Source organism: Terriglobus sp. YAF25 (assembly GCF_052113305.1).
In the GTDB taxonomy this organism is placed as follows: domain Bacteria; phylum Acidobacteriota; class Terriglobia; order Terriglobales; family Acidobacteriaceae; genus Terriglobus.
The window spans coordinates 1-4,272 of sequence record NZ_JBFRCY010000391.1; the positions used below are offsets into that span (position 1 = coordinate 1).

Annotated in this window: 5 protein-coding genes and 1 pseudogene; 4 read left to right on the forward strand and 2 right to left on the reverse strand. The window is 58.3% G+C overall.

The features are described 5' to 3' along the window. Positions 1–233 precede the first annotated feature (233 nt). The 3 genes from AB4043_RS16265 to AB4043_RS16275 are packed head-to-tail and all read left to right on the forward strand — an operon-like array spanning position 234 to position 1,560. Positions 234–695 (forward strand): DoxX family protein, encoded by a 462-nt coding sequence (locus AB4043_RS16265; protein WP_442302822.1) that lies wholly within the window; start codon positions 234–236, stop codon positions 693–695. Positions 696–697: 2 nt separating this feature from the next. Further along, complete coding sequence (locus tag AB4043_RS16270) at positions 698–1,321, forward strand: sigma-70 family RNA polymerase sigma factor (RefSeq protein WP_442302821.1); 624 nt, start codon at positions 698–700, stop codon at positions 1,319–1,321. After that, the gene (locus tag AB4043_RS16275; RefSeq protein WP_442302820.1) at positions 1,312–1,560 is read left to right on the forward strand and encodes an anti-sigma factor family protein; all 249 of its coding nucleotides are present in this window, start codon (positions 1,312–1,314) and stop codon (positions 1,558–1,560) included. The genes AB4043_RS16270 and AB4043_RS16275 overlap by 10 nt, the downstream gene beginning before the upstream one ends. A gap of 378 nt (positions 1,561–1,938) precedes the next feature. On the opposite strand, the gene AB4043_RS16280 is transcribed toward AB4043_RS16275, so the two are convergent. Next, the gene (locus AB4043_RS16280; RefSeq protein ID WP_442302819.1) at positions 1,939–2,358 is read right to left on the reverse strand and encodes a hypothetical protein; all 420 of its coding nucleotides are present in this window, start codon (positions 2,356–2,358) and stop codon (positions 1,939–1,941) included. A gap of 60 nt (positions 2,359–2,418) precedes the next feature. Then, a complete protein-coding gene (ampH, locus tag AB4043_RS16285; RefSeq protein ID WP_442302818.1) occupies positions 2,419–3,654 on the reverse strand; it encodes a D-alanyl-D-alanine-carboxypeptidase/endopeptidase AmpH in 1,236 nt (411 codons plus the stop codon). 188 nt (positions 3,655–3,842) lie between these two features. Between ampH and AB4043_RS16290 the strand changes: the two are divergent. Further along, positions 3,843–4,272 (forward strand): annotated as a pseudogene (locus AB4043_RS16290) (histidine kinase); the annotation flags it as partial.

The window sequence follows — 4,272 nt, forward strand, 5'->3', positions numbered from 1 at the left end:
GCATTTCTCCTGTTGCTGGGTATCCCGGGAGCAGCGTGCGGCGGCGTTTTCATTGCGGAAAACGCCCATAGATGCACAAGCCCTGCACTACACCCACAGGAGAAATGCGACTATCTGATGCCCGCCGAGGCAGGAACGTTACAAATCACACCGGCTGTAACCTTTTGCCCCCTGTCCTCTCTAACGGTGCGGAAAGGGCGGGCGGTACGACCTGCCTCCCCACAGGATGGTTCATGGAACCGCTACTTCGTCTCTATCGCAACGCCGCCGATGCGCTCTCACGGCTGCAGTCTCCCATGCTGCTGGCCGTCCGCCTCTACTGGGGCTATCAGTTCGCGCAGACCGGCTGGGGCAAACTCCACCATCTTGCGCGCATTACCGACTTCTTTACCAGTCTGGGCATTCCCTTCCCCGGTCTGAATGCGCACTTTGTCGCCGGCCTGGAGTTCGCCGGCGGCACTCTGCTGATGCTTGGTTTACTGTCTCGTCCGGTCGCTTTGCTTCTCGCCGGCAACATGTTCGTTGCATACTTGACTGCAGACCGCGAAGCGCTGTTGGCCATCTTCTCGGATCCCGGCAAGTTCTACGTCGCCGATCCGTATACGTTTCTTTTCGCCTCCGTCATGGTGCTGATCTTCGGCCCGGGATGGTTCGCGATCGACACCATCATCCGCAGGAGGCTTGCGAGGCAGTAGCGATGACGCTCCAGGAACAGCAGGGAGAAGCCGAGCTCATCGCCGCCATTCTGGCCGGCGAGACGCAGCTCTACCATGATCTGATCCGCCCCTATGAGCGGCCGGTCTATCTGCTGGCGCTCTCGTATATGAAGAACGAGACCGATGCCGAGGATGTCGCACAGGAAGCCTTCTTGAAGGCCTTCCGGCATCTCTCGTCCTTCCGGGCAGACGCCAAGTTCAGTACCTGGCTCATCAGCATAGCCCTGAACGAGGCACGCGGACGTCTTCGCCGCCAGGCGGCAACTCGCACCGAATCTCTGGACAAAGATCCCGATGAAGAGGGAGCGGTCTCCCCTGCGCTGCTGCGCGATTGGCGTGAGATCCCATCGGAGGCGGTCGAGCGCGGGGAGATCCGCGATTTGCTGCGAAAAGCCGTCGAGACACTGCCGGAGATCTATCGCGAAGTATTTCTTCTGCGTGACGTGGAGGAGCTTAATATCAATGAAACCGCGGAGGCCCTGAACATCAGCGTCTCTGCCGTGAAGGTCAGGCTGCACCGCGCGCGGCTGATGCTGCAGAAGTATCTCGCGCCGCAGTTGAAGTCGGTGACGAAGCCGAAAAGGAGGTGGTTCGCGTGGTCATAGAGTGCAAACACGTGTGGACCTACATCTCCGATTACCTTGATGGAACACTCTCTGAGGAGATTCGCGTGACCGTCCAGAAGCATCTCGAACACTGCGAGCTCTGCTCGGCGATCCTGGACTCGACGCGCAATATCCTTGTGCTTACGGCGGATGACCGCGTCTTTGAGCTGCCGGTCGGCTTCAGTGAGCGTCTGCATCAGCGGCTGGAAGAAGAACTTAAGCAGAAGAAGGGTCCGTGAGGACGGGCGTCTTTTGGTTTGTCATTTCGTAGCGATAGCGGAGAAATCTGCTTTTAGAGCTGTACCTCAGCGGCTAAAGCCGCGTATTTTTAGAGTGTGTACGGGACGGCTGAAGCCGTCCCCTTAAGCAAAACTATTCGCGCTCCCGCGCGAACGTCCCATGTCCCCGAGGGACATGGGGCACCCGATTCAGGCCTCACCGGAGAGCTAGAGCATTTCTCCTAAAGGTGTAGAGCGGAGCCTTGACTGTTTGCGCCGTTTTCCTACGAAGAAAACGGCATTCGCAGATTTATCCAACACTACAGTATTAGGAGAATTGCTCTAAGGCCTTGCCCAACTAGCAACCAGGAACCAGCAACGAGCAACGAGCAACTGCCTTTACGGGACGTGATGAATGATGTGGTGCGTCGCTGCTTCGGCTGTCACCAGCACCAGCGTCACGACAGCCAGTGTGATCTGGAATCGCTCCGACCACAGCGTCTTCGATGTTGGCGGCGTGATGCGCCACTGCGAGGCCGGCCGGTTACGCAGCGATCTGATCCTCCAGATCACGTAGAGATTTACCAGAGAACCAAGAACCGCGATGATCATCATCGGAATGCGGATCGCATCCTGGTGAAAGCCCGACGCCGGATGATGCACCCCAGCTGCAGCCGCCAGGGCACTGAGGCCGATCACAACGCGCACCCCGCTGATTGCCATCACGGCCGTACATGCACTCTGCAGCACAATGAAGCCAAAGCTGGTCAGCGTTACCAGCCAATTCGGCTTCGCCTGCTTTTCCATCTCAACCGACACAATGTCCCTCCGGCCTCTTTATCGTACTCGTGGCGCATAGGCAGAAAATGAGGATGCTTCCTAACGTCTGCGGCGGCGAGGCGCCGGCTTTGCCACACGATGTACGGTCTTCTTTACAACAACAAGCCTCGCCGGCGGAGGCGGCAAGGGCGGCAGGCCTGCCATGGAGAGCAGCAGATCGTTCGCGCCGTAGAAGAGATTGAAGCCGGTGCCTGCCGGACCATCGGTTGCAGCGAGAAATACAGCGGTATGGTGCGCCTGGTTGATAGCGATGTATGTCCGAAAGCCGGCGCCGCCACCGGTCTTCTGGACTATGTGCGATGGGTCGTCGGTAGGAAGAAGATGAATCCACCCCAGCCCCACGCCGCTGGGCATACCGGCGTGATCCAGGCCGACCTGGTGGACAAGTTTCTCCGGCGGGAGATAGACGTCCTGCGCAGCCTTATCCTGAGCCGGCATCCCGTTATCTCCGCTACGGAGCAGATACTTCAGCCAGATCGCCATGTCGGTTGCGGTGGAATAAAGGCCGGAGCTGCCCGCGGTATTCTCCGTCACGGTGCATGGACCTTCATCGTGCGCGCTGACCAGCAGCTTGCTGCACTGGACATCGTTCGGAAAGAAAGTGGTGTTGACCATGTGCAGCGGATTCAGCGTACGGTCCGCCAGCAGCGAGGCGTACTGCTTATGCGTTGCGGACGACAGTGCATCACTCAGCAGATCGAAGCCTACGTTCGAGTAAAGCGCCGACGAGCCAGGAGCATTGTGCAGCCGTTGCTTCGGCAGCCAGCGCCAGCGGGTCTTGTAATCCGGATAGGTAAAGTGCGGCGTATGCGGTGGAACCCCTGCAATCTCACGCGACAGTCCGGCCGTGTGCGTCGCCAGATCCACCAGCGTGATAGGCGAGTCACCGCGTGTCGGCACGACGATCCGCTTCGGGGCGTACTGCTGCAGCGGATCGTCCAGACGGACGACTCGATCGGTAGCAAGCTTGCTAAGTACATCGGTCGTGAAGATCTTCGTCAGCGAGCAGAGCCGCAGCACTGAATCTTGTGAGGGAAGCTGGTGCGACCCCGGAGCCGTCTCTCCGTACCCATGAAAAAAGACCTTGTCGTCGCGCACCACGACCAGAACCATGCCTACCGAACCGGAAAGAACGAACAGGTCCTGGCCCATCTCTTCGGCGTTCTGAAGGGCGGGTAACGCCGTCGAGGCCGCTGCTGCTTTTGCCGAGGCAGAAGGAACACCGCAGAGAGACAACAAGACAGGCAGCAGATACCGCAGACGTGCGCGACGCATGATTTCCATCTAATTCGCAGAGTACAAAAAAATTGCGCGGCCCGGGGGGCGAAAATCTCATGTTTTCGGAGAATGTCTTTAGCAAGATACCGCACGTCCGGTACAGATTCTGCCCGCAACTCTCTATCCCGGAAAGGGTTATCTGACACTATACTGATTGTCGATCAAGCACGAGGAGCACGAAACCCTTGCTGAGCCAGACCGAAGGTTCCTCGAAGAGCGAAACTCAATGGCCATTTGACGATAGCGTTGTGGCAGAGGCGATTCGCGCCTTTGACTGGTCTTCCACCGAGCTTGGGCCCATCGACACCTGGCCGGCCAATCTTCTTTTCGCCATCGACTTGATGCTCGGCTGCGCCTTCCCGGCAACGCTGCAATGGGGACGCAATCTCATTCTTTTCTATAACGATGCATATATTCCCCTGATCGGCACGCATCATCCGCATGCCCTGGGACAACCGCTGCTGTCGAGCTTTCCTGAGATCGCCGCAATCTATCCACCGTTCGCTCAGCGTGTGTGGAACGGAGAGCGCATCGTGCTGGAAGACCAGCTCTTCCACTACACCAGCAACAACGTTCCCGAAGATCGGTGGTTCAACCTCTCCTACAGCCCTGTCC

Bases quoted from the DNA above. Each gene is read 5' to 3' on its own strand.
- AB4043_RS16270 (WP_442302821.1), top strand. From the start codon at position 698: ATGACGCTCCAGGAACAGCAGGGAGAAGCCGAGCTCATCGCCGCCATT.
- ampH (WP_442302818.1), bottom strand. From the start codon at position 3,654: ATGCGTCGCGCACGTCTGCGGTATCTGCTGCCTGTCTTGTTGTCTCTC.
- AB4043_RS16265 (WP_442302822.1), top strand. From the start codon at position 234: ATGGAACCGCTACTTCGTCTCTATCGCAACGCCGCCGATGCGCTCTCA.